The organism is Jeotgalibacillus soli (assembly GCF_000829435.1).
In the GTDB taxonomy this organism is placed as follows: domain Bacteria; phylum Bacillota; class Bacilli; order Bacillales; family Jeotgalibacillaceae; genus Jeotgalibacillus; species Jeotgalibacillus soli.
This window is the reverse complement of sequence record NZ_JXRP01000018.1, coordinates 26,319-51,995: the sequence shown is the minus strand read 5'-3', so window position 1 is coordinate 51,995 and position 25,677 is coordinate 26,319. Positions and strand designations below refer to the sequence as shown.

The following is a 25,677-nucleotide window of genomic DNA, read 5'->3' as shown; positions in this document are numbered from 1 at the left end:
TTATCCCACTGTTTTTGCTGGTGTACGTTGACGTTCATTAACTAGCTGTCGATTTATAGCATTAAGATAAGCTTTTGCAGACGCTTCGAGTACATCCTGTGCCACATCACGTCCACTCGATGAATTTCCGTTATACGTTAGGTTAACAACCGCTTCTCCTAAAGCATCACGGCCTTTACCAATCGAAGTGACACGGAAATCGAGCAAATGAACCTTCCCTTTTACAAGACGTTCAAGCGTATTGTATATCGCTTCAACACTGCCCGCTCCAGTAGATGCTTCCTGCAATAATTCTCCATCTGGAGAGGTTACCGATACTGTTGCTGTTGGAATACTATCACTGCCATATTGAACTTGAACACTTTTTAATTCATAAGTTGGCGTTTCATTATCCTGAATTTGTTGATCTGTAAGAATAACAAAAAGATCTTCTTCAGAAATTTCTTTTTTCTTGTCTGCAAGGCGCTTAAAGGCTTGGAAAGCGTCATTGATTTTCTCCTCACTAAGATGAAATCCCATTGACACAGCTCTATCCTTAAATGCATGTCTCCCGGAATGTTTGCCAAGTACCATTCTGTTCGATGTTTCACCAATCAACTCTGGCGTGATGATTTCGTACGTTGAACGCTCTTTCAGTACTCCATCCTGATGAATACCTGATTCATGAGCAAATGCATTTTTCCCAACCACAGCTTTATTTGCTGGAACAACCATTCCTGTCAGCTGACTTACTAGCTGACTTATACGCTTGATTTCGTCAAGTTTCACATCAGTTTCAATATTATAAAAATCTTTTCGTATATGAAGAGCTACGGCAACTTCTTCTAATCCTGCATTTCCTGCACGCTCTCCAATACCATTGATCGTACCTTCAACCTGATCTGCACCATTTTCAATTGCAGCAAGAGTATTCGCAACAGCCATACCAAGATCATCATGACAATGCGCAGAAAGTTTTACTTTTTCAATACCTTTTGCGTTCTCTTTTAAGTATTTAAACATCGCTCCATATTCTGCAGGTGTAGCGTATCCCACTGTATCCGGAAGATTAATCGTCGTTGCTCCTGCTTTAATCACCTGTTCTACAATTCTTACCAAGAAGTCAAAATCAGAACGGAACGCATCCTCAGCTGACCATTGTACAAGCGGGAAAAACTTTTTAGCATACTTCACTGATTCAACGGCAATATCTACCACTTGATCAGGTGTTTTCTTCAATTTATACGTCATATGAATCGGTGACGTTGCTAGGAAGATATGGAGGTGCGGTTCCGCACCTCCCTTTAACGCCTCCCATGATGTTTCGATATCTGTCTTAACAGCACGTGCCAAGCCGGTAACGATGGAGTTCTGAACAGTATTCGCAATTTTTTGTACCGCTTCAAAATCACCTGGTGATGAAGCAGGAAACCCTGCCTCAATCACATTTGCTCCAAATCGTTCGAGCTGTTTCGCAATTTCAAGCTTTTCTGCAGTATTTAAATTAATGCCAGCAGATTGCTCTCCGTCTCGTAACGTAGTGTCAAAGATATCAATTTTTCGCACTAGAGACCACTTCCTTTTGATTTTCCTTTTTACCAGCTTTAACAAATGGCATCATGCTTCTTAGTTCCCTGCCCACTTTTTCAATTTGGTGCTCTTCCTCTTGTCTCTCAATTGCACTGAACTCAGGACGATTCAATTGATTTTCAAGCAACCAGCCTTTTGCGAATTTCCCTGTTTGGATATCCGTCAAAATGTCTTTCATACGAGCTTTTGTATCCGCATCTACTACACGTGGACCTGAAACAAAATCTCCCCACTGTGCTGTATCTGAAATGGAATAACGCATACCTGACATTCCATCTTCATACATCAAATCAACGATAAGCTTCAACTCATGCAAGCATTCGAAATAAGCAAGTTCCGGCTGATAGCCAGCTTCAACCAATGTTTCAAAGCCTGCCTTTACAAGAGAAGTCAATCCTCCGCATAAAACGGCTTGTTCTCCGAATAGATCTGTTTCAGTTTCTTCCTTGAATGTTGTTTCCAACACTCCTGCACGTGCACTTCCAATGCCTTTAGCATAAGCAAGCGCTGTGTCAGTCGCTTGACCCGAAACATCTTGATAAACCGCAAACAATGCAGGAACTCCTGCTCCTGATTCAAAGGTTCTGCGAACCAAGTGACCTGGTCCTTTAGGAGCCACTAAGAATACATCTACATCTGAAGGAGGAACAATTTGATTAAAATGAACATTAAAGCCATGGGCGAATACTAATGATTTTCCAGCAGTTAATGCAGGTTTAATTTCTGCTTCGTAAACCGCTGTTTGACGCTCATCGGGCAGCAGTACCATAATGATATCCGCAACTTCAGAAGCTTCTTTTACTGTTGCTACTTCAAGTCCATCTTGTTCAGCCTGATCCCATGATTTTCCTTTGCGAATTCCAACAACTACATCATGTCCTGTATCTTTAAGGTTTTGTGCATGTGCATGTCCTTGTGAACCGTAACCAATAATTGCAATTTTTTTACCTTCTAGAGATCCGTTGATGTCCTGATTGTAATAAACTTTTACCATGATTAAATTCCTCCATTATTTTCGCGTTTTTTAGTATTTTTATTGTAAAATCGAAAGCTGTGGTGCTGTTGCTTTCTGATTTTCTCGAACAAAGGCAGTAACCCCAGTCCTTGTTAATTCCTTAATTCCATAAGGTTTTAACAGGTCAATAAATGCTTCAATTTTTTCAGGGTCACCTGTTACTTGAACTGTAATAACATTTTTACTCATATCAATAATCGTTGCCCTGAAAGGTTCAATAATGCTATTTATTTCATTTCTAACTCCCGGCGGAGAGATTACCTTAATGAGAGCTAATTCTCTTATAACAATTGATTTGTCTGTGATATCTGTCACTTTAAGAACATCAATCTGCTTTTGAAGCTGCTTTAACAGCTGCTCAAGCTTTCGTTCGTCCTCTACATGGACAACAAATGTCATTTTGGAAATCCCATGCTGTTCAGTGTGGCCTACTGTAATACTTTCAATGTTAAATTGGCGCTTCATCAAAAGCCCGGTCACTCTATTCAGCACACCACTTTGGTTTATGACCGTTGTCGTGATGACTCGTTTCATCCTTTCACCCCTATCATTTCATGAAGGCCCTTACCCGGTGCTACCATCGGATAGACATTCTCCATTTGTTCTACTCGGCAATCGATAAGTACAGGCTTGTTTAACGATAACACTTCAGCAAAAACCTTTTCTGCTTCTTCGTATGTTTCAACCTTGTACCCATCAATTTCATATGCCTCAGCAAGTTTGACAAAATCAGGCTGCTTAGGCATTAAAGACTGTGAATATCGTTCTTCATAAAATGTTTCCTGCCATTGCCTAACCATTCCTAAGCATTGATTGTTTAAAATGATAATCTTAACAGGCAACTGACTCTCTTGAAGAAGTGACAATTCCTGTAAAGTCATTTGAAAGCCCCCGTCACCCGTTATAGCTACAACCGTCGCATCAGGCTTGGCAATTTGAGCTCCAATTGCTGAAGGAAAACCGAATCCCATTGTCCCTAATCCTCCAGAGGTCACCCAATGATCAGCATTGTTAAGGGAATAATATTGAGCTGCCCACATTTGATGCTGTCCCACATCTGTTGTGACAACTGCATCACCTTTTGTATGTTTGTGAATAAGCTCTATAACTTTTTGTGGAAGCATTTTATCTGAGTCTGCATGTTCATGATATTGAAGAGGATATTCTTCACTCAATTCTTGCAGATAACTAACCCACGGCTGAATATTCAATGCTTCCATTTCAAGTTTTAGCAATGCCTGAATCGCTTCCTTGGAATCTGCTACGATCGGAATATCTGTAGGTACGTTTTTCCCAATCTCAGCAGGATCAATATCAATGTGTACAACCATTGCATTTGGTGCAAAGTGTTCTAAATTACCGGTTAAACGGTCATCAAATCTTGCACCAATATTAATCAATAAATCCGCTTCGCATATTGCCATATTTGCTGCATAAGTACCGTGCATCCCTGCCATTCCTAAGAAATTAGGGTGATTACCAGGAATACACCCTAGACCTAAAAGTGTATTTGTAACTGGAATTCCGATTTTATTAACCAGTTCAACAAACTCCTTTGTTGCTTTTCCGTGAAGAATTCCAGCCCCCGCTAAAATAAGCGGCTTTTTTGATTTTTGCAACGCTTGACCAACCTTTTGAATTTGAAGAAAATTCGGCGACGTTGTTGGCTGATAACCAGGCAAATGAATTTCCGTTTCTTTTATATCCTCTGCTTTGTAAAATTCTGTTGCTATATTTTTCGGGATATCCACTAGTACTGGACCAGGACGCCCAGTTGATGCGATGTGAAATGCTTCGTGAATGATTCTAGGTAAATCTTCCAGCTTTTTAACTTGATAATTATGCTTTGTAATTGGCTGAGTGATCCCTACTATGTCTGCTTCTTGGAAAGCGTCTGTCCCGATCACTGCACTTGCCACTTGACCTGTAAATATGACCAAAGGCAAAGAATCCATCATAGCATCAGCAATGCCTGTTACAAGATTTGTTGCACCAGGCCCTGAAGTCGCAATAACCACACCTGTTTTCCCTGAAACTCTGGCGTAGCCTTCTGCTGCATGAATCGCCCCTTGTTCATGTCTCGCTAAAATATGAGGGATCGGATTCTTATACAGCGCATCATAAATGGGGAGAACAGCACCTCCGGGATACCCGAATATAATTTCTACACCTTCATTTTTTAAAGATTGAATAAAAATATCTGATCCTTGAATTTTTGTTGATACGACCTCTCCACTCATTTTTTCAGCATCTTCTTGCTTAATTTTCACACTCATAATGCAGAGCCTCCTTATCTATTACCTGCTAAAGTCCTATTGACTGGATCGCTTCGATTTCAAAACAACAAAAAGCCTTTTCAGCCCATACAAAAAGAATGTCTTTTGTATAGGGATGAAAAGACTTTTCATGGTACCACCCTACTTTGCAGCGTAACAAGCTGCCTCAAGAACAGCCGTAGCTGTCCACTGATAACGGGCATAACTAGTTACGCCCGGGAGCACCTAATTGAAATGACGTTCAGTGCTCCACTCCGAGGGGATGTCGCTAAAGGCTACAATACCGGCTTCCAGCAATACCGGCTCTCTGTAAATGTAGGATTCCTCAGCTTTTACCTCATCATGGATTTAACGATCAATACAGATAAATATTCATCTGTATGAATTGACAATGTCAGATGTTTATTCTTTAAAATAAGGAAGAAAAGATAAAGTTTGAAAATCAACTTTTATTCATTCAAACAAAATGGTGATTAACATGATATGATACCTTGCATTTTTGTTCGGCTAAAGTATTTTATATCTCACCGATTGACTATATGCTCTTCCTTAATCCCTTATTACTTAATTGAATTTTCAGTTAAACATTTGTGAAAATTTCTTAACAGAGCGTGAACAATCTCGATCAGATCGTGTATTAGCATCGTCTAGGTCGTTAAGCCCCCACTTTTCTTTTTAAAGTGACAATGGCTTACCATTAGACGGCGTTAGATTTTACTTGCAGATTAACTGTTTATTATTCGTTCATTCTTCTTTCTCATCCAGCATTTAGCTTCGTATCAAATACTTTCACTCCATCTTCTTGGACAAGCATTCTAAATGACTGCAGCAGCTCTTGTGTTACTGAACCTGGTTTTCCATCACCTATAATACGTCCATCTACCTTAACTACAGCAATAACTTCTGCAGCCGTACCGGTTAAAAACACTTCATCGGCAACGTACACATCATGTCTTGTGAAAACAGCCTCCTGCATGTCATAACCCTTTTCTTTAGCTACTTCGATAATCGCGTTTCGGGTAATGCCTTCTAAAGCTCCTACATAGCCAGGAGGAGTTAATATTTTATTGTCACGGATTATAAAGACGTTATCTGCAGAACCTTCTGCAACATACCCTTGGTCGTTCAGCATCAGTGCTTCCGGAACGCCTGCCAATCCAGCTTCAATTTTCACTAAGATGTTATTTAAATAGTTTAGTGATTTTACTTTCGGGCTAAGCACATCCGAACGGTTTCTTCTGCTTGCTACTGTAACAATTTCAATTCCGCTGTCATACAGCTCTTTTGGAAACAATGACAGGGCCTCAGCAATTATAATTACGCTTGGACGCTTACATGTAAACGGATCCAAACCCAAATTGCCTACTCCGCGTGAGACAACTAATCGAATATATGCATCTGTTAAATTGTTTCGACGCAGCGTTTCAACAACAATATCAGCCATTTCCTCTTTCGTGTAAGGAACATCAAGCAAAATTGATTTTGCTGAATCATACAACCGTACTAAATGTTCTTCGAGTCTAAACACATTTCCATTATAAGCTCTAATACCTTCAAAAACTCCATCTCCGTATAAAAAGCCGTGGTCATATACTGAAATGACCGCATTTTCTTTAGAGACATACTCACCATCTAAAAAGATTAATTGCTCACTCACCCTTTTCACTCCTTCCTTTCGAAATTGCACATTTTTTCACCGCGTTAAACGCTTGATATGCTTGAATTGTTGACAATCATAACGCGTATAAACAAAGGCGTCAACAGTATTTTTATAATTTTTTATCAATTTTGAATCTTTTATAACCTTGTATCCGTTTTCATGCACGTATTATCAAGGTTTTAAGGACAAAAAAATTTCCAAATTGATTAACTGCCATATTTTAGGTTATATATTTTTTTTGTGTTTCTTCCTTATTATATGTAAATTAATCTAACATATAATAAATACGGTTATTATCGTACATTTTCAATGATTTTCTTACTCTTACACGAATAATCAAAAATTTTCATTAGGATTATTAATTTATAATAGACTTATATTCCTTTTTTATTGTTAATTAACCTAACATAACTGGATAGTAAAAAAGCAGCCTATCAATTCATGATAGACTGCTTTTTTATGCTGTTAAATTGTCCCATTTCTCTGTTCGTTACGCAAACGAATTTTGTAAATAATTAAAATTAACGCTGCAATGATCAAGCCCTCAGTTACTGGTAAGAAAATCGCAAGGAAAGTTAATACTGTACAACCGAGAATTAAGAATAGGTAAATAACTGCTGACTTTAAAGGTGGCAGCTTTTTTGCAAAGCCTAATTTATACACCAATATTGATAATGCGATTATGGTGGTATAAAGCATCCACATACCTAAATCCGGATTGACATCCACACGGTACAGAGATGGAAAAAAAGAAAGTCGCTCTTCCACATTGACCATGTACAATCACTCCTAACCTTTAATTAATTGCTTTCAGCCGTTTTTTTCTTTTTTTGAGCGCGTTCACGTTCACTCTTATCAAGAATCTTCTTACGAAGACGGATTGATTCAGGTGTAATTTCACAAAGCTCATCGTCATTCAAATACTCTAACGATTCTTCAAGTGTCATAATACGAGCTTTTTTAAGTGTTGTTGTTTGTTCTTTATTTGCTGAACGAATGTTGTTTGCTGCTTTAATTTTTGTTACGTTTACTGTTAAGTCATTGTCACGAGTGTGCTGACCAACGATCATACCTTCGTATACTTCTGTACCTGGCTCCAAGAAAATGATTCCACGGTCTTCCACACCTAAAATTGCATATTGTGAAGCTTGACCTTTATCCATTGAAACAAGAACACCTTCACGACGCCCTCCAACCCGACCTGTTTGCATCGGCTGGTAGCTATCGAATGAATGATTGATAATTCCATATCCACGTGTAAGGGTCAAAAATTCTGTTGTATATCCAATTAGACCACGTGCTGGAATCATGAATACTAATCGAACTTGCCCATTTCCGTTATTAACCATGTCGAGCATCTCGCCTTTTCGCTCTCCCATTGATTCAATAACAGAACCCACATACTCTTCTGGAATATCAATTTGAACACGCTCAACTGGTTCACTGCGAACTCCATCGATGTCTCTAACAATTACCTCAGGCTTAGATACTTGAAGTTCAAATCCTTCACGCCGCATGTTTTCAATCAAGATAGAGAGATGAAGTTCTCCACGACCTGATACAACCCATGCATCTGGAGAATCAGTATTTTCAACACGAAGACTTACATCTGTTTCAAGTTGTGCACGAAGACGTTCTTCAATTTTGCGTGAAGTGACAAATTTACCCTCACGACCTGCAAATGGACTATTGTTCACAAGGAATGTCATTTGTAGTGTTGGCTCATCGATTCGAAGAATAGGAAGTGCATCTTGATGGTCGATTGGACATACCGTTTCACCGACATTGATATCTTCCATTCCAGAAACAGCAATTAGGTCACCTGCATGTGCTTTTTGGATTTCAACACGTTTGAGACCAAGGAAACCAAAGATTTTAGTTACGCGGAAGTTTTTAACCTTTCCATCAAGCTTCATTAGCGAAACTTGTTGGCCTACTTCCATGGTTCCGCGGAATATGCGCCCAATTCCAATACGTCCTACATAATCATTGTAATCAAGCAATGCGATTTGGAATTGAAGTGGGTCTTCACTATTGTCAATAGGAGCTGGGATATGCTCAACGATTGATTCGTAAAGTGCTTCCATTGTTTCATCTTGTTGTTCCTTGCCGTTCCATTAATAGCAGATGCATATATTACCGGGAATTCCAATTGGTCTTCGTTAGCATCTAATTCAATAAATAAATTTAGCACTTCGTCAATTACTCCAGCAGGGCGAGCTGCATCGCGGTCAATCTTGTTTACAACTACGATTGGGGTTAAATTTTGTTCAAGTGCTTTTTTCAATACAAAACGGGTTTGCGGCATACACCCTTCGTATGCATCGACAACTAATAAAACGCCATCAACCATTTTCATAATACGCTCTACTTCTCCACCGAAATCGGCATGTCCTGGCGTATCTAAAATATTGATACGTGTATCTTTGTATTGAATCGCAGTATTTTTAGCTAAAATTGTAATACCGCGCTCTCTTTCTAGGTCGTTCGAATCCATCGCACGTTCGTCCACATGTTCGTTTGAACGGAAGATTCCAGATTGTTTAAGCAACTGGTCTACCAATGTTGTTTTTCCATGGTCAACGTGAGCGATGATTGCAATATTTCGAAGATCTTGTCTTAACTTTGTCATTATTTCACTCCTGAATGCTTTTCCAAGCTTTATTAACTGTACTATTATATCATATAAGGTAGAAATACAAAAATTAATTATGTAAAATAAACGTGAGGAGGCTGGTCACGTGAAAAATGGCAAATGGATTTTAGTATTGTACGCGTTTGCAGCAGTTGGTGCAATGACTGCTGTCGGAATAGCAGTAGGTGAAAGAAGCCTTGCAGGTATATTTCTTTCAATTGTTGCTTTAATTATTGTTATGGGCTTGGGATTTAAAACAAAGAAAAAAATTAGGGAAGCAGATTTATTATAAAGTGAATTGCCTGTCTCCGTACGGACGGAGACAGGCAATTTTTGTCTATTATGTACTAGAATTTTTTTTCAGTTTACCCTCAATATACTGTTCAAAAATGACTTTGTGTATCGACGGGTTACCCGCTAAAAATGAAGATTTTTCTAATAAAGAGTGTGGTTCGTTATATAAATCCGTTACGACACCGCCTACCTCTTCAATTAACACCTTGCCCCCCGCAATATCCCATGGTGATAATCGCATCGTGATGTATCCATCCAATCGTCCTGCAGCGATATAAGCCATTTCAAGTGCTGCTGAACCATATGAGCGCGTCCCTCTTGCCTTATGTACTAATGGTGCAAATACTTCGTACGGGATACTTTCATGCGGTGCAACCCACAATGTATTCAAGGCTAAAATGGATTGTTCAATATCTACCGGCTTAAGAAGAGGAAGTTTTTTGTTATTCAAATACGCACCTTGCCCTTTATAAGCATGGTATAGCTCATCTAAAACAACATCATATACATACCCAAGCATTCCAACACCATCATGATAAATACCTACCGAAACGGCAAAATTTCTCTGCTGGTGGACGAAGTTCATCGTTCCATCAATAGGATCAACAATCCATACAATACCATTTAAAGTATCCAATTGATCACCAAAACCTTCTTCCCCTATTAATTGATGGCTGGGATCAAATTTTTTCACCTCTTCAACAAAAAACCTTTCGATCTCTTTATCCATGTTGGTCACGAGATCGTTCGCATCACTTTTCGTATCTATTTGTAATTTCTCTTGAAAAGACTGACGAATTTTTTCACCAGCTTTATAGATAAGCTCTTTTGAAAATGCATCTATTTCATCCCAATTAATTGTCATTAAAAAGCCTCCTGATCGCAATTTATTCTTTTATTAAGACTATCGGAATGCCCGGCGCTAGGCAAGGATAATCCATTTAAAGACATTAAAAAACGAATGCACCTCATACAGGGCATCCGTTTTAAATAATAAATCTTCTCCATCGCATGTGATTTCTCTCCCACATCATGAAATTTTACCGTTAATGTCAAGAATCTCTTGGCGAATTGTAAATAATTTTTCCTTCGCTTCTCCTACTCTGTGGGTATCCTTTTCTTCCATCGCTTCAAACAAGACTGCTAATTCATAGTCTAGTTCCAGCCGCAGGACTGCCATTCTTTCGGTTTTTAGATCTCTCTTTCTCGTTACATGGATGACCTGTTTCATGTCCTTGCACCCCTTCTCAGCATAATCTCAAAAGATTATTTTTTCTGACTATTTTCTTTTTGGTTAGTTATTACCCTATTCTATGCAAGCCCGAATGTTTTATGTGCAAAAGTGAAGTATGGTACAATACGTACATCATTCAGTTGCAAGCAATCGTTAACGGTAGGGCCTTATCTGTTCTTACTGTTATTATAGCCAGTTTTTAAACAATCGAAACGAACGGATTAAGTTTTTTTATGATACTTTCGAGCTGGAGAACTGTTTTGCAATAACACAGGAGGGTTTTAAAGTAATGGAAAGAGGATTTTCACAACAAGATTTCAATGTGTTTTCAATTGAAGGATTAGATGAACGAATGGAAGGGATCCGATCCCTAATTCAACCAAAATTCCATGCTATCGGAGAAAAGATTGTACCGTATCTCTCGCAACAGCTGGGGCAAGAAATGTATTTGCATGTAGCAAAGCACGCCAGACGTTCAGTAAATCCGCCTAAAGATACATGGATGGCAGTTTCACCGAATAAGCGCGGATATAAAAAGCTGCCTCATTTTCAAGTGGGGCTTTGGGGAGACAATTTGTTTATCTGGTTAGCATATATCTATGAGCTGCCAAATAAAACAGATATCGCTAAAACATTTATTGAGAATGTTGATCACGTAGTGTCACATTTTCCTAAGGATGGGTGGATCTCAACCGATCATATGAAAAATGAAGCTAAAAAAATAAGCGAAATGAACGATGCAGATGTTCTTCACGCGTTTGAACGATTCCAAAATATCAAAAAAGCGGAGCTGCTTATCGGTAAACGCTTTAACGCAAACGCTCCCATCGTATCAAATCCTGATGTATTAATACAAGAAATTAAGGATACCTATGATTCCTTAATCCCGCTATTCCGCGAATCTTTATTTCTTCAGGAAAAATAGTTAAGGACAAGGACTGGCGAAAAGCCAGCCTTGTCCTTATTTCATTTGAATCCACCCGCCCGAGGACATGTTTTTCGCTTTTTTAACCACCTGATAAATTGAAAAACCACTGGATTCTTGAAACTCTTTGTCAATCGTTTTTTCTTCCGATTTACTTGGAACAATTTCTTTAAAGCGTTTGTAAACTGTTAAAAATCCGTCTCGATCAATTCTCTTTTCATATCCTTGTTCAACAGACTCAAAGAATTTCATTACGTCAATTATTTCTTCTGTTGTCCAGTCAATTGATAGTGGATATTGATATTCCATACACTCACCTATTCCATATTTTTTTATATTGTACATCACATTTTGTAAAGTGCAAACGATTATCATTAACGATTCCCAAATGGGCATCATAGATAGTAGGTCTAACTTCGACTTTTTTCGTTTTCTTTCACGATTGAAAATGCTATAATTCATCTATTGTCTATCTTTTGATAACAACCCGTATTTGCATATAACTTGGTCATTAAATTAACTACATTTTATTGAGGTGAGAATAGAATTGTCACAAACACCATCTAACTCCGTGACGCTTGACGCCCATCGTTCTGTTCATAAATGGACGCAACAAGACACGCCATTATTTACTGGCTTGAAAGAGCATAGTGCAAAACAGCCAGTACAATTTCATATACCAGGTCATAAAAAAGGACAGGGAATGGACCCTGTTTTTCGCGATTTTGTTGGAGAGAATATTCTTTCCATAGACTTAATAAATATTGCCCCTTTAGACGATCTTCATCAACCTAAAGGAATGATAAAGGATGCGCAAGACCTTGCAGCAGAAGCATTTGGTGCGGACCATACATTCTTCTCTGTACAGGGAACAAGCGGCGCTATCATGACCATGGTTATGAGTGTTTGCGGACCTGGGGATAAAATCATCGTTCCTAGAAATGTTCATAAATCTGTCATGTCTGCCATTGTCTTCAGTGGCGCTGTCCCGATTTTCATTCATCCCGATGTCGATAGTGACTTAGGAATATCACATGGAATCACAAATGATGCAGTTGCTAGAGCATTAGAACAGCATCCTGATGCTAAAGGAGTTCTTGTTATTAATCCAACTTACTTCGGGATATCAGCAGATCTCCGAAAGATTGTTGAAATTTCTCATTCCTATAACGTACCAGTACTCGTTGATGAAGCACATGGGGTTCATATTCATTTCCATGACTCACTCCCCGCTTCTGCTATGCAGGCAGGTGCTGATATGGCTGCTACAAGTGTCCATAAGCTCGGCGGATCCTTGACACAAAGCTCGATTCTAAATGTCAAAGATGGTCTTGTCTCGGCAAAACGTGTTCAAACCATACTAAGTATGTTAACAACAACGTCTACTTCCTATCCACTGCTTGCATCACTCGATGTAGCAAGAAAAAGATTAGCAACAGAAGGAAAAGAATTAATTGAGCAATCCATTCGGCTGGCTGAATCAATACGCTCTTCCTTACAAAAAATCGATAAATTGTATTGTGTTGGTAAAGAAATTCTTGGTACAAAAGCGACCTTTGATTATGATCCGACAAAAATTATTATTTCTGTCAAAGAACTTGGCATTACCGGTTATACAGCGGAAAAGTGGTTAAGGAAACACTATAACATTGAAGTTGAACTGTCTGATTTATACAATATATTATGTATTGTCACACCTGGTGATAGCAAAAAAGAAGCGGATATTTTGGTGAAGGCTATGCAAGATCTGGCTAACTCTTTTAAGCATGAAGGTCCATTTTCAGCTCCAAAAGTATTGCTTCCTGACATTCCTCTTCTTGCGTTAACACCTCGTGATGCTTTTTATGCAGACACAGAGATTGTACCTTTTAATGAATCAGTTGGTCGCGTATGCGCTGAATTCATCATGGTTTATCCACCCGGAATTCCTATATTCATACCTGGGGAAATTATTACAGAAGAAAACTTGAACTATATTAACCAAAACATTAAGGCTGGTCTTCCAGTTCAAGGACCAGAAGATGACACTCTACATGCCTTACGTGTAATTAAAGAGTACAAAGCAATTAAATAACAAAGGAAAAGAGGCCAAGGGTATGGCCTCTTTTCCTTCCCTATTCTTTCGTTCATTTCGTTCATTTCGTTGATCTGTAAACCGCTGGCTACTTACTTCCATCCCCCAACGTCTGTAAGCGCTTCCTGGGATATCATATACCAAAATCACACACAAAACAAGACAAAATTTTACTTTTAGTTTTATTCATCATGAACAATTTTGACTGTTTACTCATTAACAATTCTAATTTCAGCAGGATCAACAATATCATAACCCTTTTCCCGCAATCCATTTACAATCCTTTCAAGCGCATCATTCGTCCAAGCACGATCATGCATTAACAGGTTAGCACCATTTGATAAGAATTCTGTATTTACCATAATATCAGCAAGTGCTGCTCCGTCTTGGTACTCAGCTTCCCAATCGTATCCGTAGGTCCAATTCATTAAAAGCATACCTTCTTCCTTTACAAGTTGTTTTGTAAAGTCAGTATTCACACCAAAAGGAGCTCTGAAAAAAACCGGTCTTTCACCAATAATTTCCTCTACTCGATTACTAAGTGAGATAATTTCCTCTCGTTGCTCTTCCACAGTCAGCTCACTGAGATTTGCATGAGAATATGTATGATTCCCAATTGAAAATCCAAGTTCATGGATTTTCCTTAACATTTCTTCTTCCTCTGGTTTATCCAAAAAGTGGCCATTTACAAAAAAGATAGCAGGTGCATCTAAGCTATGAAGCTTTTCCGCCATTTCGACTGCATATTGATCTGGCGCATCATCAATTGTGATCAATGCTACTTGCGCATTGGCATCAGAGATTGGCTGAACCGTCCAAATTGCCTTGTTTATTTCATATGATGGTTCGCCTGATCCCTCTATTTGTTCTAAATCCTCCTGTTCCTGGCTCATTTCTGTTTCTGTGACGCTCTCTTCGTCAGCTTCTTCAATATCTTTGGATAACTCATTTTCAGCTGTTGCGTTAACCTGTTCAACAGTTTCCTCATCATTTGTTTGATCGGTTGAGCAAGCAGCCAACATCAATGTACTGAAAAGTGCTAATACAGATAAATATTTCATTTCGTCCTCACCCTTCTTCTTGCTTCAATATAAATTCTAACATATGACGACTTACTCTGTAATGGACGATTATAGATGTTATAAGGTTTAGAATGAAAAATAAATAATAAAACCCCTGGAGCGCAATGTCCAGGGGGCTTATTTATAAAATGATTATTTTATAATGTGAATTGGTGTTCCAAGAGCTACTTCAGCAGCTTCCATTGTAATTTCACCAAGTGTTGGATGAGCATGAATCGTCATAGCAACATCTTCAGCTGTCATTCCTGCTTCAATCGCAAGACCAAGCTCTGCAATAATGTCAGATGCACCGTTACCAGCGATTTGCGCGCCGATAATTAGACCGTCTTCTTTACGAGTGACAATCTTTACAAAGCCTTCTGTTTCATTAAGAGCAAGTGCACGTCCATTTGCAGCGAATGGGAATTTAGCAGCAATCACTTCAATTCCTTCTTCTTTTGCTTGTGCTTCATTATAGCCAACTGTAGCAAGCTCAGGATCTGTAAAGCAAACTGCTGGGATTGCCAAATAGTCAACTTCAGATTTCTCTCCGCCAATTACTTCAGCTGCTACTTTACCTTCGTAAGAAGCTTTATGTGCAAGTGGTGGACCATCTACGATGTCGCCGATCGCAAAAATGTTGCTGACACTTGTACGCGTCTGCTTATCAGTTTTAATAATACCGCGATCAGACATTTCGATACCTACTTGCTCAAGGCCAAGCTCGTCCGTGTTAGGTCTACGTCCTACTGTAACTAGTACGTATTCAGCTTCCACTTTTACTTCTTCGCCTTTTGCTTCGTAAGTTACAACTACTCCGTTGTCGCTTTCCTCAACGCCTTTTGCCATTGCTTTAGTAACAACATTTACACCTTTTTTCTTAAGACCCTTTTTCACAATTGATGTCATTTGCTTTTCGAATCCGCCAAGGATATCGTCAGCCCCTTCAAGAATCGTTACTTCAGCTCCTAAGTTAGCATATGCTGTTCCGAGCTCAGTACCGATATATCCGCCACCAATTACCACAAGGCTCTTGGGAATGTCTTTAAGTGCCAATGCACCTGAAGAATCCAATACGCGCTTAGAAAATTTGAATGAAGGAATTTCAATTGGACGCGAGCCCGTTGCAATAATTGCATTTTTAAACTTGTAGGTTTGAGCGGAGTTTTCATCCATTACTCGAATGGTTTCTCCGTCAACGAAATATGCTTCACCGCGGACGATTTCAACATTGTTTCCTTTTAATAAGCCTTCAACACCGCCTGTTAATTTCTTAACGACGCCAGCTTTCCATTCCTGCGCTTTTTCAAAGTTTACTTTTACGTTTTCTGCGACAATTCCCATGTCCTCAGAATGTTTAGCTTGCTCAAAGCGATGACCAATCGAGATAAGTGCCTTTGATGGGATACAGCCCACGTTTAAACAAACGCCTCCCATGTATTCTTTCTCTACAATCGTTACCTTTTGCCCAAGCTGAGCTGCACGAATTGCAGCTACATATCCGCCTGGTCCTGCACCAATAACCAGTGTGTCTGTTTCGATAGGAAAATCTCCAACTACCATGGTTTTACGCCTCCATTAGTAAAAGTTCTGGATCGTTCAATAAACGCTTAATATGATTTAATGCATTTTGAGCAGTTGCTCCATCAATAATTCTGTGATCAAAGCTCAATGATAATGCTAACACAGGTGCCGCTACAATTTCACCATTTTTAACTACAGGTTTTTCTGCAATTCGACCAATTCCAAGAATGGCAACCTCTGGGTGGTTAATAACTGGGGTAAACCATTGTCCACCTGCAGACCCGATATTCGTGATTGTGCATGATGCACCTTTCATTTCAGCTGCTGATAATTTACCGTCGCGTGCTTTCGCTGCAAGCTCGTTAATTTGATTGGAAATCGTGAAAATTGATTTACGATCAGCATCTTTAACAACTGGAACAACCAGTCCTTTTTCAGTGTCGGCTGCAATTCCGATGTTGTAATAATGCTTTTGAATAATTTCTTGTGCTGCATCGTCAATAGAAGTATTAAGAGCTGGATATTCACGTAAAGCGGATACCAATGCTTTTACAACATAAGGCAAGAACGTAAGCTTAATATTCTTTTGTGCTGCAACTTCTTTAAATTTTTTACGGTGAGCAACCAGCTTAGTCACATCAATTTCATCCATTAACGTTACGTGAGGAGCTGTTTGCTTAGAGTTAACCATCGCTTTTGCAATTGCTTTACGGATACCACTCATTTTCTCGCGTGTTTCAGGGTATTGACCTTCTGGAACTGCTTGAGCAGACGGAGCCGCTTTTTCTGCTGCAGCAGGTGCTTCTTGCGCTGCACTTTCTGAAGCCGGTTCAGCAGCTGGCTGAGTACCGCCATTTAGATAAGCATCGATATCTTCTTTGTTTACACGGCCATTTTTACCAGTACCTGCTACGAAACGGATATCTACATCTTTCTCGCGTGCATATTTACGTACTGATGGCATCGCAATAATTCGGCGATCAGGATCTACATCTCCTTGAGGAGCTGGTGCAGCTTTTTGTTCAGCCTGTTCAGAAGATTCTTCTTTAGGAGCTGCCTCTTGCTTTGGCGCTTCTTTCTTTTCTTCTTTAGGAGCTTCTTCGTCGTGGTCAGATCCTTTAAATTTAAGGTTTTCATAGCCTGGAGCATCAAATTTAATTAACGTGTCTCCAACAATCGCAACAGCGCCTTCTTCTACAAGGATATCTTCTACCGTACCAGCAACTGGAGATGGAATTTCAACTACTGCTTTATCGTTTTGTACCTCACAAAGAATATCATCTTCTTCTACTTTGTCTCCTGGTTTAATAAACCACTTAACAATTTCACCTTCATGAATGCCTTCACCGATATCCGGTAATTTGAATTCAAATGACAATGTATTCACCCTCCTGGATTTCAATCATTTTTTATTCGTTATAAGGGGGAAACGGAAGATCTTCTCTTCCGTTTCCGTTTAAAAATTAAAATTCTAGAACTTTTTTAGCTGTTTCAATAATATCCTTAACATTAGGAAGCCACACAGTTTCTGCTTGAGAGAATGGGAAAACTGTGTCTGCAGCAGTCACTCGAAGTACAGGTGCTTCAAGGCTAAGAATAGCACGATCATTAATTTCAGCTACTACACTAGCTGCAATACCAGCTTGTTTTTGAGCTTCTTGAACCACAATTGCACGATTTGTTTTTTCAACAGATGCAATGATTGTTTCGATATCCAATGGCTGAATTGTACGAAGGTCAACTACTTCAACAGAATAGCCATCTTTTTCAAGTGCTTCAGCTGCTTTAATTGATTCGTGAACCATTGCGCCATAAGTGATAATTGACAAATCTGTACCTTCACGTTTTACATCTGCTTTACCAATTTCAATGGTGTACTCTTCTTCGGGAACATCTTCACGGAATGAACGATATAGTTTCATATGCTCAAGGAAAATAACTGGGTCGTTATCACGAATAGAAGAAATTAAAAGTCCCTTTGCATCCTTTGGAGTAGATGGAATTACTACTTTAAGTCCAGGCTGTTGCGCCATAAGACCTTCCAGGCTGTCAGCGTGAAGCTCTGGGGTATGCACTCCACCACCAAAAGGTGAACGGATTGTAATTGGAGAAGAATATTTCCCTCCACTGCGGTAACGCATACGAGCCATTTGTCCACTCACGGAGTCCATCACTTCAAATACGAAACCAAAGAATTGAATTTCAGGAACCGGACGATAGCCTTCAAGTGCAAGACCGATTGCAAGACCGCCAATACCAGATTCTGCAAGAGGCGTGTCAAAAACACGATCTTCTCCGAATTCCTTTTGAAGACCTTCTGTCGCACGGAATACGCCGCCGTTAAGACCAACATCTTCACCAAAGACGAGTACATTCTCGTCGTTCTTCAGCTCAGTGCGTAGAGCGTCCGTGATTGCTTGAATCATTGTCATTTGCGCCATGGCTTATTTCGACTCCTTCTCTTTGTAGATTTCATACTGTTCTTTTAAGTTATACGGCATTTCATCGTACATAATTTCCATTAAGTCTGTTACTTTTTGTTTCCCTGTATCATCAGCTACCTTGATCGCTTCTTTAATTTCTTCTTTTGCGATTTCGATTACTTCATTTTCTTTTTCTTCGTTCCATAGTCCTTTTGCTTCAAGGAAATTACGGAAACGGACTAGAGGATCCTTCTTCTCCCACTCTGTATCCATTTCTGAAGTACGGTAGCGAGTTGGATCATCACCAGCCATTGTATGTGGACCATATCGGTAGCAAAGTGTTTCAATTAATGTTGGACCTTCTCCGTTTACAGCACGTTCACGAGCATCAAGTGTTGCTACGTAAACTGCAAGTGGATCCATACCATCAACAAGGATACCAGGGATACCTGCAGACACGGCCTTTTGAGCGATCGTTTTACCAGCAGTTTGCTTATCACGTGGAGTAGAGATCGCAAATTGATTGTTTTGAACAATGAAAATAGCCGGCGCTGCATACGAACCTGCAAAGTTGATTCCTTCATAGAAATCACCTTGTGAAGAACCGCCGTCCCCTGTATATGTAACGGCAACTGCTTTTTTACCACGTTTCTTTAAACCAAGCGCAATTCCAGCAGTTTGTACATACTGAGCTCCAATGATAATTTGTGGAGGTAATACGTTTACACCTTCAGGGGATTTGTTTCCTAAGAAATGTCCACGTGAAAATAGGAACGCTTGTGATAACGGAAGACCGTGCCAAATAATTTGAGGCACATCACGGTAACCAGGTACAACCCAGTCTTCTTTTTCCAATGCAAAATGAGAAGCAATTTGAGAAGCTTCTTGTCCAGCGGTAGGTGCATAGAAACCTAATCGTCCTTGGCGATTTAAAGAAATTGAACGCTGGTCTAAAATTCGAGTGTAGACCATGCGGTGCATTAGTTCTTGTAAATCCTCATCACTAATTTCAGGCATTGCGTCCTCATTCACGACATTTCCTTCCTCGTCTAGAATTTGGAACATTTCGAACTGCTCTTCAATATTAGCGAGCGTTTTTACTGCGTCAAACTGGGCTGTTTTCTTTGAAGCCATGCAATCCACCTCTTCCTTTCCTTTTAAAAGATTTATTTGGGATTTTGCTTAATTAAACAAGATCCTTTTACGCATCAAGATAGAGATACTTTATATTTTTCCACATTCAGCTGATAAAAAAACATCATTGAATGGAATTTCTTTTTCTGTATCAGTTGTCTTCAAAAAAAAACTAATACAATTTCTACATCCGAAATTAGTTTACAACACAAAAAAGCGTAACGTCAATGGATAAATACTGAAGCCGGTAGATTAAGACGTAAGATTTTACAAATATGCAAAAAAACATGTATCTGTACTAGTAATATTATAACAGCTGTATCATTTCAAGCTCATTCCACAAACTGTTATAGGGCTGTTTTTTTCGAACATTTACAATTTTGGCTATGTTAAAAATCATTGTTGATTTTGGCACTAGGTTGATTGGAGCGTAAAACGTAAGACTCCCGCTAAGGAAAGCGAGTCAAAGGAAGACCCCACAGGCGGAAAGCGCCGAGGGGCGTCAGAGCCGCCCGCGGAAAGCGAACGCCTGAAGCGGAAATCAACAGACACGTTTACAGAGTTTAAATTCTAAATAAAAAAAGAGCAGGAATTTCCTACTCTTCATTTACATCCGTAAGATTGTAAAACTCACTTTTCATTTCATTGTACTGGTCTGTGATTGCATTGAATTCGTCATTCGCTGCAACAATTTCAGCATACTTGGCATTCACGCTTTCAATCTGTTCTTCCAATTCATCAAGCGTTAGTTCTTCGTTTTTAAGCATCGTATAAAGTTCTCGATCCAATTGCAAGCTTGCATCATATGCTGTTAATAAATCACTATGTATTGTATAGCGCTTGTCCATTAATTGAATCATCTCTTCAACGTGTTCCTTTAGAGACTCATCTTTTATATCACTTGTATACTCATTAATCGCTTGAAACTCATCCTTTGCTTCTTTCATGGATTCCGTTTCCACACCTAGCTGTGTTTCACGCTCATCCAGATTCACCAATGCTTCATCTGCAAGCACTATAATTTGATCAAATTCTTCCATACTCAACGCCATAATTTCACCAAAAAGAGTATTTTCATTTTGCTCTAACTCAACTATTTGCTCTTGTGCCTCAACAAATCCCTGTTCTTTTTCATAAGTGGTATCAAGCACTGTGCTAATGTTTTCTTCTGGAGATGCTCCAAACACACAACCAGATAACAATAACGATACAAATAGTGATACGGCTATAATATAAGTCTTCACGATCTATGTACCCCCTTGAATTCTTGACATTTTATACTATATCGATGATTAATTAAATTCGCAATGATTTTTCTTGACCTCTTTCAACCTTATTCGATAGAAGTTTACGTACAAAGTCTTTTTTTTATTTTGGGATTTTTGATATGATAAGCCATATTAGTCAATACATTTCACAAAAGGTGAAGGGTTTAGGTCATTTCTTATCCAATTGAAATGTGAATTTATTATCAGGAGGAACAAATATGATTACAATGGAGGATATTATTCGCGATGGTCACCCAGCATTACGTGCCGTTGCAAAAGAAGTCCCAATGCCCCCATCCAAAGAAAACCAAAAAATATTAACAAGCTTGATGGAATACGTTAAAAATAGCCAGAATCCAGAAATTGCTGAAAAATATCAATTGCGTCCAGGTATTGGACTTGCCGCACCGCAAATTAATGTTTCAAAAAGAATGTTTGCAATCCATCTTACTGACGACAAAGAACGTGAGCATAGCTACGCATTTTTCAACCCTAAAATTGTAAGTCATTCAGTTGAAAAATCATTTCTCACTTCTGGCGAAGGCTGCTTATCAGTAGATGAAAATATTCCTGGATACGTACCTCGTTATTCAAAGATTACGCTCAAAGCATTTGACTTAGACGGGCAGGAAATCAAACTGAGACTCCGAGGTCTTGCTTCAATTGCTGTTCAACATGAGCTTGATCATCTTAACGGGATCATGTTTTATGATCATATTAATAAAGAAGACCCTTATTTTGAACCAGCGAATTCAGTCGCTCTTGAGCGTTAAAGGAGAGAGTCTCTCTCCTTTAATTATATCCAACCCAGTCTTTTCAGCCCTTTTTCCACTCCATTCTCATCAACATGTGCTGTAACAAAGGCCCCGCATTTTTTAATTTCATCGGATGCATTCCCCATGACTACACCTGTTCCTACCTCTGTCAGCATTTCTTTGTCATTTGGACCATCCCCAAAAGCCACTACTTCTTCCATTGAAAACCCTAATTGATTTACAATTTCTCGAATACCATTTGCTTTGGATCCTCCCCTTGGCAATACATCAGTAGAGTAACGATGCCATCTCACAAAATCAAATTCAGGAAATTGTTTGACGTATTGATCTTCATCCTTTTCTTCACAAAATAATAATGATTGTAAAATCTTATGGTGTTTATAATAATTGGGATCATAGGGGGGATGTTCAAAATGAAGGCTGGCGAATGACTCTAGTATCAGAGGATGCTGTTTCGCATTTGCTTTCATCTCTTCAGAAGACATATGAATAAATGGATGTCCTTGTCGATCACCTGTCATTACAAGCTCTTTCAATTTTTCAGCAGATAATTTATTTTCTTTTATTACCTCGCCCTCAAGGACTACGTATTGACCGTTAAAACTGACAAAGGTTGAAATGCCCAGTTCTTCACGAAGTTCTTTAAACATAAATGGAGCTCGTCCTGTTGCAATGGCAACATAAGCACCGGATTCTTTTAGCGAGTTAATCGCCGTCTTTGTTGACTCAGGTAAAAGCTTATTGCTATCCAACAATGTTCCATCTATATCAAAAAAAACAATTCTTTTCATCTAATCTCCCTTTCACTGCCTTTTCCTTGGAAACAACGGTACTTGACTTAATACTGAAAGTCAACGATAGAGATTGGTTGAAATCCCCAATGTCATGAAGCTTGTCTTTACAGAATCCCTTATAGGAGGTATTATAATGATAAGGAGTGATCCGCAATGTTGAAGAAGCTTAGAAAGAAGCTTGCACGACAGTGGAGAGAGATGCTACGGAAGAAAACGATGGCCTAATCCCTGTAAGCCCTTCATATCAGGAGGGCTGTTCTTTATTTTATAGGTGGTTATAAAAAAATGCAAAAAGGTTGATAACTTCTATATAATGGAACCTATGCCAGAGAAGAAAAATGAAAATGCATAGTGATCTATTTTTTTATTGTAAATATTATGATGTAACTATTTGAAGGAGAGATATTCATGATTTTTAAAGTTTATTATCAAGTGAGTGCAACGGAAGTACCTGTAAGAGAAAAAACACAAACCATTTATCTTGAAGCGGATTCAGAAACGGACGTGCGATTAAAGCTTCGTGATCGAAACTACAATATTGAGTTTGTACAAAAGCTAGAGGGCAAATATCTCGAATACGAACAAAATCACCAAAATTACAAGCTGGAGAATGTGTGATAGATGAAGTTTGTAAAAAATGACCAAACCGCAGTGTTTGCCCTCGGCGGATTGGGAGAAATCGGGAAAAATACATACGGTGTACAATTCCAAGATGAAATCATTATGATCGATGGAGGAATTAAATTCCCAGAAGATGAGCTTCTTGGTATTGATTATGTTATTCCTGATTACACATACTTAATTAAAAATGTGGACAAGATTAAAGGCCTTTTCGTCACTCATGGACATGAAGACCATATTGGCGGACTTCCTTATTTGCTTCGTCAAATTAACATTCCAATTTATGGCGGGAAGCTCGCGATTGGCCTACTGAAAAACAAGCTGGAGGAACATGGATTACTTCGTACAGCTAAGCTGCATACCATCGAAGAAGATGACGTAATTAAGTTCCGAAAAACATCTGTAAGCTTTTTCAGAACGACACACAGTATTCCTGATTCTTATGGTGTTGTTGTAAAGACCCCTCCTGGCAACATTGTTCATACAGGAGATTTTAAATTTGATTTTACCCCTGTTGGTGAACCAGCGAACCTAATAAGGATGGCTGAAATTGGAAAAGAGGGGGTCTTGGCTCTACTCTCTGACAGCACTAACAGTGAAGTCCCAAATTTCACGATGTCTGAACGTAAAGTTGGCGACAGTATTCAAGATGTTTTCCGAAAAGTGAACGGACGGATTATTTTTGCAACATTTGCCTCTAATATTCACCGTTTGCAGCAGGTAACAGAGGCAGCTGTAAAATATGGCCGCAAAGTAGCTGTATTTGGCCGCAGCATGGAATCAGCTATCTCAATAGGACATGAACTCGGTTATATTTCAGCTCCTAAAGATACATTTATTGATGCCTATACATTAAATCGTATGCCAGCTGATAAAGTGGTTATTTTATGTACAGGAAGCCAAGGAGAGCCCATGGCAGCTTTATCTCGAATTGCCAATGGAACTCACCGACAAATACAAATTATACCTGGTGATACTGTGGTGTTTTCATCCTCCCCTATTCCAGGAAATACAATCAGTGTAAATCGTACAATCAATCTACTATACCGTGCTGGTGCAGATGTTATTCATGGTCCGCTAAATGATATTCACACATCAGGTCATGGATCCCAAGAAGAGCAAAAATTGATGCTGAGACTCATTCAACCGAAATTTTTTGTCCCGATTCATGGTGAATACCGTATGCAAAAAATGCATGCTAGTCTAGCTGTAGATTGTGACGTACCAGAAGAAAATTGCTTTGTAATGGATAATGGAGATGTGCTGGCTCTTAGCAGCGACAGTGCCAATATTGCTGGTAAAATCCCCTCTGGTTCAGTTTATATTGATGGAAGCGGGATCGGTGATATTGGAAATATTGTGCTCCGTGACCGACGAATTCTATCTGAAGAAGGTCTTGTCGTTGTTGTTGTGAGCATCAATATGAAGGATTACAAAGTAGCTTCAGGTCCTGATCTAATCTCCCGTGGATTTGTTTACATGCGAGAATCCGGCGATTTGATCAATCAAGCTCAATCCTTAATTCACAAGCACTTAAACAAGGTTTTACATCGAAAGACCAATCAATGGTCTGAAATTAAAAATGAAATTACCGATACACTTGGTCCATTCTTATATGAGAAAACGAAGCGCCGTCCTATGATCCTTCCAATTATTATGGAAGTATAATCAAAAACCCCCATCCTATAGGCTGGGGGTTTTTGATGGATTTTATGAATTTTGCATGACACGTTTTTCAAAACGGTTAATATCTGAATCAGCACCTATAACGATGAGGATATCTCCTTCTTGGATCTCATCAGTTGCCTGCGGAGAAACGATGATTTCATCTCCCCTTTTAATCGCCACAATATTTATCCCGTATTGAGCCCGAATATCTAATCCAATAATTGTATTGCCAATTAATAAATCATTGGCAACAATCTCTACTATAGAATGTTCATCCGACAACTCCAAGTAATCCAAGACATTATTTGACACGATGTTATGAGCAATTCTTTTGCCCATATCACGCTCAGGATGAACAACTTTATCAGCACCAATTCGTTTTAATACTTTTTCATGATAGTCATTTTGAGCCTTAACCGTGATTTTCTTTACACCAATTTCTTTCAGCATCAGGGTAGTGAGGATACTTGCTTGTATATCGTCTCCAATAGCAACAATCACATGATCAAAATTTCGAATCCCAAGACTTCGTAAAACCGACTCATCCGTTGAATCCGCCATTACTGCATGAGTAGCAATGTTTGCAAATTCATCGATTTTATCTTCAAATTTATCAATGGCCATTACTTCCATGCCTTGTTCAATCAGTTCCCGTACAATACTCCCACCGAAACGCCCTAAGCCGATTACTACGAATTCCTTTTTCACATCGCTACCTCCACTTGC

Annotated in this window: 23 protein-coding genes, 1 pseudogene and 1 other annotated feature; of the genes and pseudogenes, 6 read left to right on the top strand and 18 right to left on the bottom strand. The window is 39.0% G+C overall.

What is annotated here, in order from left to right; all coding sequences use genetic code 11:
• From KP78_RS10665 to typA, 7 genes and pseudogenes are all read right to left on the bottom strand, one after another.
• A complete protein-coding gene (locus KP78_RS10665; RefSeq protein WP_041088805.1) occupies positions 1-1,545 on the bottom strand; it encodes a 2-isopropylmalate synthase in 1,545 nt (514 codons plus the stop codon).
• Positions 1,532-2,563, bottom strand: a complete 1,032-nt coding sequence (ilvC, locus tag KP78_RS10660; RefSeq protein ID WP_041088803.1) for a ketol-acid reductoisomerase — start codon at positions 2,561-2,563, stop codon at positions 1,532-1,534. The genes KP78_RS10665 and ilvC overlap by 14 nt, the downstream gene beginning before the upstream one ends.
• Positions 2,564-2,602: 39 nt before the next feature.
• Complete coding sequence (gene ilvN, locus KP78_RS10655) at positions 2,603-3,118, bottom strand: acetolactate synthase small subunit (RefSeq protein WP_041088801.1); 516 nt, start codon at positions 3,116-3,118, stop codon at positions 2,603-2,605.
• Positions 3,115-4,824 (bottom strand): acetolactate synthase large subunit, encoded by a 1,710-nt coding sequence (gene ilvB, locus KP78_RS10650; protein ID WP_235420940.1) that lies wholly within the window; start codon positions 4,822-4,824, stop codon positions 3,115-3,117. Before ilvB ends, ilvN begins: the two co-directional genes overlap by 4 nt.
• Positions 4,825-4,968: 144 nt before the next feature.
• Positions 4,969-5,213 (bottom strand) — a binding site (T-box leader).
• A 404-nt stretch (positions 5,214-5,617) separates the two neighbouring features.
• Positions 5,618-6,517, bottom strand: coding sequence for a branched-chain-amino-acid transaminase (gene ilvE / locus KP78_RS10645; RefSeq protein ID WP_041088797.1), 900 nt, complete (start codon positions 6,515-6,517; stop codon positions 5,618-5,620).
• A 468-nt stretch (positions 6,518-6,985) separates the two neighbouring features.
• Positions 6,986-7,297, bottom strand: coding sequence for a YlaH-like family protein (locus KP78_RS10640; protein ID WP_041088795.1), 312 nt, complete (start codon positions 7,295-7,297; stop codon positions 6,986-6,988).
• Positions 7,298-7,320: 23 nt separating this feature from the next.
• Positions 7,321-9,152: pseudogene (gene typA / locus KP78_RS10635) on the bottom strand (translational GTPase TypA).
• A 109-nt stretch (positions 9,153-9,261) separates the two neighbouring features.
• On the opposite strand from typA, the gene KP78_RS10630 reads away from it, so the two are divergent.
• Positions 9,262-9,447: a YlaF family protein gene (locus KP78_RS10630; RefSeq protein WP_041088794.1), complete on the top strand. Its 186-nt coding sequence runs from the start codon at positions 9,262-9,264 to the stop codon at positions 9,445-9,447.
• Positions 9,448-9,495: 48 nt separating this feature from the next.
• Here the strand turns inward: KP78_RS10630 and KP78_RS10625 are convergent, their stop codons facing one another.
• Together KP78_RS10625 and KP78_RS10620 are read right to left on the bottom strand one after the other, a co-directional pair.
• Complete coding sequence (locus tag KP78_RS10625; protein ID WP_041088792.1) at positions 9,496-10,314, bottom strand: inositol monophosphatase family protein; 819 nt, start codon at positions 10,312-10,314, stop codon at positions 9,496-9,498.
• Between the two features lie 165 nt (positions 10,315-10,479).
• On the bottom strand, positions 10,480-10,680 hold the full coding sequence (locus tag KP78_RS10620) for a hypothetical protein (RefSeq protein ID WP_041088790.1): 201 nt from the start codon (positions 10,678-10,680) through the stop codon (positions 10,480-10,482).
• A 292-nt stretch (positions 10,681-10,972) separates the two neighbouring features.
• Between KP78_RS10620 and KP78_RS10615 the strand changes: the two genes are divergently transcribed.
• Entirely contained in the window at positions 10,973-11,608 is a 636-nt protein-coding gene (locus KP78_RS10615; RefSeq protein ID WP_041088788.1) for a DUF1054 domain-containing protein, read from the top strand.
• Positions 11,609-11,644: 36 nt separating this feature from the next.
• Here the strand turns inward: KP78_RS10615 and KP78_RS10610 are convergent, their stop codons facing one another.
• Positions 11,645-11,917: a UPF0223 family protein gene (locus KP78_RS10610; protein ID WP_041088786.1), complete on the bottom strand. Its 273-nt coding sequence runs from the start codon at positions 11,915-11,917 to the stop codon at positions 11,645-11,647.
• Positions 11,918-12,179: 262 nt separating this feature from the next.
• Between KP78_RS10610 and KP78_RS10605 the strand changes: the two genes are divergently transcribed.
• Positions 12,180-13,682 (top strand): aminotransferase class I/II-fold pyridoxal phosphate-dependent enzyme, encoded by a 1,503-nt coding sequence (locus tag KP78_RS10605; RefSeq protein WP_052474840.1) that lies wholly within the window; start codon positions 12,180-12,182, stop codon positions 13,680-13,682.
• A gap of 209 nt (positions 13,683-13,891) precedes the next feature.
• On the opposite strand, the gene KP78_RS10600 is transcribed toward KP78_RS10605, so the two are convergent.
• From KP78_RS10600 to KP78_RS10575, 6 genes are all read right to left on the bottom strand, one after another.
• Complete coding sequence (locus KP78_RS10600) at positions 13,892-14,743, bottom strand: polysaccharide deacetylase family protein (RefSeq protein WP_041088784.1); 852 nt, start codon at positions 14,741-14,743, stop codon at positions 13,892-13,894.
• 153 nt (positions 14,744-14,896) lie between these two features.
• Positions 14,897-16,306 carry a dihydrolipoyl dehydrogenase gene (gene lpdA / locus KP78_RS10595; protein WP_041088782.1) on the bottom strand — a complete coding sequence of 470 codons (1,410 nt, stop codon included), beginning with the start codon at positions 16,304-16,306 and terminating at the stop codon, positions 14,897-14,899.
• Positions 16,307-16,310: 4 nt separating this feature from the next.
• On the bottom strand, positions 16,311-17,645 hold the full coding sequence (locus KP78_RS10590; protein WP_041088780.1) for a dihydrolipoamide acetyltransferase family protein: 1,335 nt from the start codon (positions 17,643-17,645) through the stop codon (positions 16,311-16,313).
• Positions 17,646-17,730: 85 nt separating this feature from the next.
• Complete coding sequence (locus KP78_RS10585; RefSeq protein WP_041088778.1) at positions 17,731-18,708, bottom strand: alpha-ketoacid dehydrogenase subunit beta; 978 nt, start codon at positions 18,706-18,708, stop codon at positions 17,731-17,733.
• 3 nt (positions 18,709-18,711) lie between these two features.
• On the bottom strand, positions 18,712-19,824 hold the full coding sequence (gene pdhA / locus KP78_RS10580; protein ID WP_041088776.1) for a pyruvate dehydrogenase (acetyl-transferring) E1 component subunit alpha: 1,113 nt from the start codon (positions 19,822-19,824) through the stop codon (positions 18,712-18,714).
• A 596-nt stretch (positions 19,825-20,420) separates the two neighbouring features.
• On the bottom strand, positions 20,421-21,068 hold the full coding sequence (locus KP78_RS10575; protein ID WP_041088774.1) for a YkyA family protein: 648 nt from the start codon (positions 21,066-21,068) through the stop codon (positions 20,421-20,423).
• Positions 21,069-21,310: 242 nt separating this feature from the next.
• On the opposite strand from KP78_RS10575, the gene def reads away from it, so the two are divergent.
• Positions 21,311-21,865: a peptide deformylase gene (gene def, locus KP78_RS10570; protein ID WP_041088773.1), complete on the top strand. Its 555-nt coding sequence runs from the start codon at positions 21,311-21,313 to the stop codon at positions 21,863-21,865.
• A 23-nt stretch (positions 21,866-21,888) separates the two neighbouring features.
• Here def and KP78_RS10565 read toward each other — a convergent pair whose 3' ends face one another.
• Positions 21,889-22,659, bottom strand: a complete 771-nt coding sequence (locus tag KP78_RS10565; RefSeq protein ID WP_041088771.1) for a Cof-type HAD-IIB family hydrolase — start codon at positions 22,657-22,659, stop codon at positions 21,889-21,891.
• Positions 22,660-23,070: 411 nt separating this feature from the next.
• On the opposite strand from KP78_RS10565, the gene KP78_RS10560 reads away from it, so the two are divergent.
• Positions 23,071-23,280, top strand: a complete 210-nt coding sequence (locus KP78_RS10560) for a DNA-dependent RNA polymerase subunit epsilon (RefSeq protein WP_041088769.1) — start codon at positions 23,071-23,073, stop codon at positions 23,278-23,280.
• A 3-nt stretch (positions 23,281-23,283) separates the two neighbouring features.
• Positions 23,284-24,951, top strand: coding sequence for a ribonuclease J1 (gene rnjA, locus KP78_RS10555; protein WP_041088767.1), 1,668 nt, complete (start codon positions 23,284-23,286; stop codon positions 24,949-24,951).
• A gap of 42 nt (positions 24,952-24,993) precedes the next feature.
• Here rnjA and KP78_RS10550 read toward each other — a convergent pair whose 3' ends face one another.
• Entirely contained in the window at positions 24,994-25,659 is a 666-nt protein-coding gene (locus KP78_RS10550; RefSeq protein WP_041088765.1) for a potassium channel family protein, read from the bottom strand.
• Positions 25,660-25,677 lie beyond the last annotated feature (18 nt).

Excerpts from the sequence above, each read along its gene's own strand:
- ilvC (WP_041088803.1), bottom strand. The coding sequence starts at position 2,563 with ATGGTAAAAGTTTATTACAATCAGGACATCAACGGATCTCTAGAAGGT.
- ilvN (WP_041088801.1), bottom strand. The coding sequence starts at position 3,118 with ATGAAACGAGTCATCACGACAACGGTCATAAACCAAAGTGGTGTGCTG.
- ilvB (WP_235420940.1), bottom strand. The coding sequence starts at position 4,824 with ATGAGTGGAGAGGTCGTATCAACAAAAATTCAAGGATCAGATATTTTT.
- KP78_RS10640 (WP_041088795.1), bottom strand. The coding sequence starts at position 7,297 with ATGGTCAATGTGGAAGAGCGACTTTCTTTTTTTCCATCTCTGTACCGT.
- KP78_RS10625 (WP_041088792.1), bottom strand. The coding sequence starts at position 10,314 with ATGACAATTAATTGGGATGAAATAGATGCATTTTCAAAAGAGCTTATC.
- KP78_RS10620 (WP_041088790.1), bottom strand. The coding sequence starts at position 10,680 with ATGAAACAGGTCATCCATGTAACGAGAAAGAGAGATCTAAAAACCGAA.
- KP78_RS10615 (WP_041088788.1), top strand. The coding sequence starts at position 10,973 with ATGGAAAGAGGATTTTCACAACAAGATTTCAATGTGTTTTCAATTGAA.
- KP78_RS10610 (WP_041088786.1), bottom strand. The coding sequence starts at position 11,917 with ATGGAATATCAATATCCACTATCAATTGACTGGACAACAGAAGAAATA.
- KP78_RS10600 (WP_041088784.1), bottom strand. The coding sequence starts at position 14,743 with ATGAAATATTTATCTGTATTAGCACTTTTCAGTACATTGATGTTGGCT.
- lpdA (WP_041088782.1), bottom strand. The coding sequence starts at position 16,306 with ATGGTAGTTGGAGATTTTCCTATCGAAACAGACACACTGGTTATTGGT.
- KP78_RS10585 (WP_041088778.1), bottom strand. The coding sequence starts at position 18,708 with ATGGCGCAAATGACAATGATTCAAGCAATCACGGACGCTCTACGCACT.
- pdhA (WP_041088776.1), bottom strand. The coding sequence starts at position 19,824 with ATGGCTTCAAAGAAAACAGCCCAGTTTGACGCAGTAAAAACGCTCGCT.
- def (WP_041088773.1), top strand. The coding sequence starts at position 21,311 with ATGATTACAATGGAGGATATTATTCGCGATGGTCACCCAGCATTACGT.
- KP78_RS10565 (WP_041088771.1), bottom strand. The coding sequence starts at position 22,659 with ATGAAAAGAATTGTTTTTTTTGATATAGATGGAACATTGTTGGATAGC.
- KP78_RS10560 (WP_041088769.1), top strand. The coding sequence starts at position 23,071 with ATGATTTTTAAAGTTTATTATCAAGTGAGTGCAACGGAAGTACCTGTA.
- rnjA (WP_041088767.1), top strand. The coding sequence starts at position 23,284 with ATGAAGTTTGTAAAAAATGACCAAACCGCAGTGTTTGCCCTCGGCGGA.